The sequence below is a fragment of the Streptococcus oralis genome, from assembly GCF_001579025.1.
Classification (GTDB): Bacteria; Bacillota; Bacilli; order Lactobacillales; family Streptococcaceae; genus Streptococcus; species Streptococcus oralis_X.
This window is the reverse complement of the sequence record NZ_KQ970237.1, coordinates 153,279-158,824: the sequence shown is the minus strand read 5'-3', so window position 1 is coordinate 158,824 and position 5,546 is coordinate 153,279. Positions and strand designations below refer to the sequence as shown.

At 40.6% G+C, this 5,546-nt stretch carries 4 protein-coding genes; all 4 read left to right on the top strand.

All coding sequences use genetic code 11. The annotated features are described in order from the left end of the window. Positions 1-1,133: ATP-binding protein (locus SORDD27_RS10455; protein ID WP_231069335.1), on the top strand; the 1,133-nt coding region annotated here is incomplete at its 5' end. Between the two features lie 2 nt (positions 1,134-1,135). Beyond that, complete coding sequence (locus tag SORDD27_RS08755; RefSeq protein ID WP_000804748.1) at positions 1,136-3,313, top strand: CD3337/EF1877 family mobilome membrane protein; 2,178 nt, start codon at positions 1,136-1,138, stop codon at positions 3,311-3,313. Then, positions 3,310-4,311, top strand: a complete 1,002-nt coding sequence (locus tag SORDD27_RS08750; RefSeq protein WP_000769868.1) for a bifunctional lytic transglycosylase/C40 family peptidase — start codon at positions 3,310-3,312, stop codon at positions 4,309-4,311. The genes SORDD27_RS08755 and SORDD27_RS08750 overlap by 4 nt, the downstream gene beginning before the upstream one ends. Continuing rightward, positions 4,308-5,240, top strand: a complete 933-nt coding sequence (locus tag SORDD27_RS08745; protein ID WP_001224319.1) for a conjugal transfer protein — start codon at positions 4,308-4,310, stop codon at positions 5,238-5,240. Before SORDD27_RS08750 ends, SORDD27_RS08745 begins: the two co-directional genes overlap by 4 nt. Positions 5,241-5,546: the final 306 nt, after the last annotated feature.

The window sequence follows — 5,546 nt, the reverse complement described above, 5'->3', positions numbered from 1 at the left end:
GCTTAGATACTGGACGCAATGTCTATCTGAAACCTGCTCTTGCCAGTCAAGGGGTTAAGGGTTCAGTAACCAATGCGTTAGCGTCGGCTTTTGTTGGTTCGCTGGGTGGTGGTAAATCCTTTGCGAATAACCTTATCGTCTATTATGCGGTGCTTTATGGGGCACAAGCAGTGATTGTAGACCCAAAAGCAGAACGTGGCAGATGGAAAGAAACCTTGCCAGAGATTTCCCATGAAATCAATATCGTCACTCTGACTTCTGATGAGAAAAACAAAGGCTTACTTGACCCTTATGTGATTATGAAAAATCCCAAAGATTCTGAATCACTGGCTATTGATATTCTGACATTCCTTACGGGGATTTCCTCTCGTGATGGGGAACGCTTCCCAATCCTTAGAAAAGCCATTCGTGCAGTAACCAATAGTGAAGTACGAGGGTTGATGAAAGTGATTGAGGAATTACGGGTTGAGAATACGCCACTAAGTACCAGTATAGCCGACCATATCGAAAGTTTTACAGACTATGACTTTGCACATTTATTATTCAGTAATGGTTATGTGGAGCAGTCTATCAGCTTAGAAAAACAACTGAACATTATACAGGTTGCGGACTTGGTACTTCCCGACAAGGAAACTTCCTTTGAGGAATATACCACTATGGAGCTTTTATCCGTTGCTATGCTGATTGTCATTAGTACCTTTGCTTTAGACTTTATCCATACAGACCGAAGCATTTTCAAGATTGTAGATTTAGACGAAGCATGGAGCTTTTTACAGGTAGCACAAGGAAAAACACTATCTATGAAGCTGGTTCGGGCTGGTCGTGCTATGAACGCTGGGGTATATTTCGTGACCCAAAATACAGACGACCTCTTAGATGAAAAACTGAAAAATAACCTCGGCTTAAAATTTGCATTTCGTTCCACTGACCTTAACGAGATTAAAAAGACCTTAGCCTTTTTTGGTGTAGACCCAGAGGACGAAAACAATCAGAAGCGATTGCGTGATTTGGAAAACGGGCAATGCCTTATCAGTGATTTATATGGTCGTGTCGGTGTGATACAGTTCCACCCTGTATTTGAAGAACTGCTCCATGCCTTTGATACCAGACCACCTGTGCGAAAAGAGGTGTAAATGTGAAACCATCAATAGTAAACAGAATAAAATCAAACTGGACGCTGAAACGTCTAGGTAAAGTGGCAATGACAGTGGCTTTCACACTTGTGATTGCCATTTTTCTTTTAGCCATGCTGGGAACGGTGGTTCAAGCTGCGGGCTTGGTAGATGATACGGTCAATGTGGCAAATGAATACAGCCGATACCCACTTGAAAACTATCAACTGGATTTTTATGTGGATAATAGCTGGGGCTGGCTTCCGTGGAACTGGTCGGACGGGATTGGAAAACAGGTCATGTATGGACTATATGCCATTACCAATTTTATTTGGACAATCAGTTTGTATGTTTCCAATGCGACAGGTTACTTAGTACAGGAAGCCTATTCCTTAGACTTCATTTCCGCTACAGCAGATTCCATTGGTAAGAATATGCAGACCTTAGCTGGTGTGAGTGCAAACGGATTTTCAACAGAGGGTTTCTATGTTGGATTCCTCTTACTCTTGATTTTGGTTCTTGGGGTTTATGTTGCCTATACGGGACTGATAAAGAGAGAAACCACAAAGGCAATTCATGCCATTATGAATTTTGTGCTGGTGTTTATCCTATCGGCTTCCTTTATTGCCTACGCTCCCGACTACATTAAAAAAATCAATGACTTTTCATCAGACATCAGTAATGCCAGTTTATCACTTGGCACGAAGATTGTCATGCCCCATTCCGATAGTCAAGGCAAGGACAGCGTGGACTTAATCAGAGATAGCCTGTTTTCCATACAGGTTCAGCAACCGTGGCTACTGCTTCAATACAACAGTTCAGACATTGAAAGTATCGGTATTGACCGTGTGGAAAGCCTGCTCTCCACCAGCCCAGATTCCAACAATGGCGAAGACAGAGAAAAAATTGTTGCGGAAGAAATTGAAGACAGAAGCAATACCAATCTAACCATTACAAAGACCATTAACCGTTTAGGTACAGTCTTCTTCCTATTTGTCTTCAATATTGGGATTTCCATATTTGTATTCCTATTAACAGGAATCATGATTTTCTCGCAGGTACTTTTTATCATCTATGCTATGTTTCTGCCTGTGAGCTTTATTTTAAGCATGATTCCATCATTTGATGGTATGTCAAAACGAGCCATAACAAAGCTCTTTAATACCATTTTGACACGAGCTGGAATCACATTGATTATTACGACAGCATTTAGTATTTCAACCATGCTCTATACCTTATCGGCTGGTTATCCGTTCTTTTTGATTGCTTTTCTACAGATTGTGACCTTTGCAGGAATCTACTTCAAGCTGGGCGATTTAATGAGTATGTTTTCTCTACAGAGTAACGATTCTCAAAGTGTGGGAAGTCGTGTGATGAGAAAACCTCGTATGCTTATGCACGCTCACATGCACCGTCTACAGCGGAAACTTGGACGTTCCATGACTACTCTAGGGGCTGGGTCTGCCATTGTTACAGGTAAAAAAGGACAGTCGGGTTCGGGGAGTTCTGCAAGGACACAAGCAGATCACTCCCGACCAGACGGAAAGGAAAAATCAACACTTGGAAAACGTATCGGTCAAACCATCGGTACAGTAGCTGATACCAAAGACAGAATGGTAGACACTGCTAGTGGTTTGAAAGAACAGGTTAAAGATTTGCCGACCAATGCAAGATATGCAGTATATCAAGGAAAATCCAAAGTAAAAGAGAATGTCCGTGATTTAACCAGTAGTATTTCTCAAACCAAAGCGGACAGAGCCAGTGGACGCAAGGAACAGCAGGAACAAAGGCGAAAAACCATTGCGAAGCGTCGCTCTGAAATGGAACAGGTCAAACAGAAAAAACAGCCTGCTTCTTCTGTTCATGAAAGACCGACTACAAGACAAGAACAATATCATGATGAACAGACCTCAAAACAGTCTAATATTCAGACTTCATATAAGGAATCTCAACAAGCCAAACAAGAGCGTCCAGCAGTTAAGTCCGATTTTTCAAGTCCAAAAGTGGAACGCCAAGGCAATACCGTTCAAGAAAAAACCGTTCAAAAGCCAGCAACTTCAACCACTACAGCAGATAGAACTTCACAACGTCCAATCACAAAAGAACGTCCGTCTACTGTTCAAAGAGTACCACTACAAAATACAAGAAGTAGACCACCAATCAAAACCGCCACCATTAAGAAAGTCGGTAAGAAACCATGAAGTTGAAAACTTTAGTGATTGGTGGTTCTGGATTATTCTTGATGGTCTTCTCACTGCTTCTGTTTGTTGCCATTTTATTTTCAGATGAACAGGACAGCGGAATTTCCAATATTCATTATGGAGGTGTGAATGTTTCCGCAGAAGTGCTGGCTCATAAGCCTATGGTAGAAAAATATGCCAAAGAATATGGCGTTGAAGAATATGTCAACATACTTCTTGCGATTATACAGGTGGAATCGGGCGGTACTGCGGAAGATGTTATGCAGTCCTCGGAATCCCTCGGTCTTCCACCTAATTCATTGAGTACAGAAGAATCCATTAAGCAAGGTGTGAAGTATTTCAGTGAATTATTAGCCAGTAGCGAAAGGCTCAGTGTAGATTTAGAATCGGTTATCCAGTCCTACAATTATGGTGGTGGTTTCTTAGGGTATGTGGCTAATCGTGGAAATAAATATACCTTTGAACTGGCTCAAAGTTTCTCAAAAGAGTATTCAGGTGGCGAAAAAGTGTCTTACCCCAATCCCATAGCCATACCTATCAATGGGGGCTGGCGATACAACTATGGCAATATGTTTTATGTGCAACTGGTAACGCAGTATCTTGTCACAACAGAGTTTGATGATGATACGGTACAAGCCATCATGGACGAAGCACTGAAATATGAGGGCTGGCGATACGTTTACGGTGGAGCTTCCCCGACTACTTCTTTTGATTGTAGCGGACTGACACAATGGACGTATGGAAAAGCTGGAATTAACTTACCACGAACCGCACAACAGCAATATGATGTGACCCAGCATATCCCACTATCGGAAGCACAAGCTGGCGATTTGGTTTTCTTTCATTCTACCTATAACGCTGGCTCTTATATTACTCATGTTGGGATATACCTTGGCAATAACCGTATGTTTCATGCAGGCGACCCAATCGGTTATGCCGACTTAACAAGCCCCTACTGGCAACAGCATTTAGTGGGAGCAGGACGAATCAAACAATGAGAAAGGAAGATTTAATGATGAAATTTAGAAAAAATCAGAATAAAGAAAAACAGATACCAAAGGAAAAGAAACCTCGTGTCTATAAGGTCAATCCTCATAAAAAGGTTGTGATTGCCTTGTGGGTACTTTTAGGGCTTAGTTTCAGCTTTGCGATATTCAAGCACTTTACAGCTATAGATACTCATACTATTCACGAAACAACTATCATAGAAAAGGAATACGTTGATACTCATCATGTAGAAAATTTTGTAGAGAACTTTGCGAAAGTCTACTATTCATGGGAGCAATCCGATAAGTCCATTGATAATCGAATGGAAAGTCTAAAAGGCTATCTGACAGATGAACTTCAAGCTCTCAATGTTGATACAGTACGCAAAGATATTCCTGTATCGTCTTCTGTAAGAGGATTTCAGATATGGACGGTAGAGCCAACTGGCGACAATGAGTTTAATGTAACCTACAGTGTAGACCAGCTCATTACAGAGGGAGAAAATACAAAGACCGTCCACTCTGCTTATATAGTGAGTGTCTATGTAGATGGTTCTGGAAATATGGTACTGGTTAAGAATCCGACCATTACCAACATACCTAAGAAATCAAGTTATAAACCAAAAGCCATTGAAAGTGAGGGGACGGTTGATTCCATTACAACCAATGAAATCAATGAGTTTTTAACGACGTTCTTCAAGCTCTATCCTACAGCGACAGCCAGTGAACTTTCCTACTATGTGAATGACGGGATATTAAAACCAATCGGAAAAGAGTACATCTTTCAAGAACTGGTAAATCCTATTCACAATCGTAAGGATAATCAAGTCACGGTATCGCTGACAGTGGAGTATATCGACCAGCAGACCAAAGCAACGCAGGTATCTCAATTTGATTTGGTACTTGAAAAGAACGGGAGTAATTGGAAGATTGTAAAATAACAAATATTGGTACATGATTACAGATACTTTGTAATCATGTACTCTTTTTGATAAAAAATTGGAGATTCCTTTACAAATATGCTCTTATGTGCTATTATTTAAGTGACTATTTAAAAGGAGTTAATAAATATGCGGCAAGGTATTCTTAAATAAACTGTCAATTTGATAGCGGGAACAAATAATTAGATGTCCTTTTTTAGGAGGGCTTAGTTTTTTGTACCCAGTTTAAGAATACCTTTATCATGTGATTCTAAAGTATCCAGAGAATATCTGTATGCTTTGTATACCTATGGTTATGCATAAAAA

Bases quoted from the DNA above. Each gene is read 5' to 3' on its own strand.
- SORDD27_RS08750 (WP_000769868.1), top strand. From the start codon at position 3,310: ATGAAGTTGAAAACTTTAGTGATTGGTGGTTCTGGATTATTCTTGATG.
- SORDD27_RS08745 (WP_001224319.1), top strand. From the start codon at position 4,308: ATGAGAAAGGAAGATTTAATGATGAAATTTAGAAAAAATCAGAATAAA.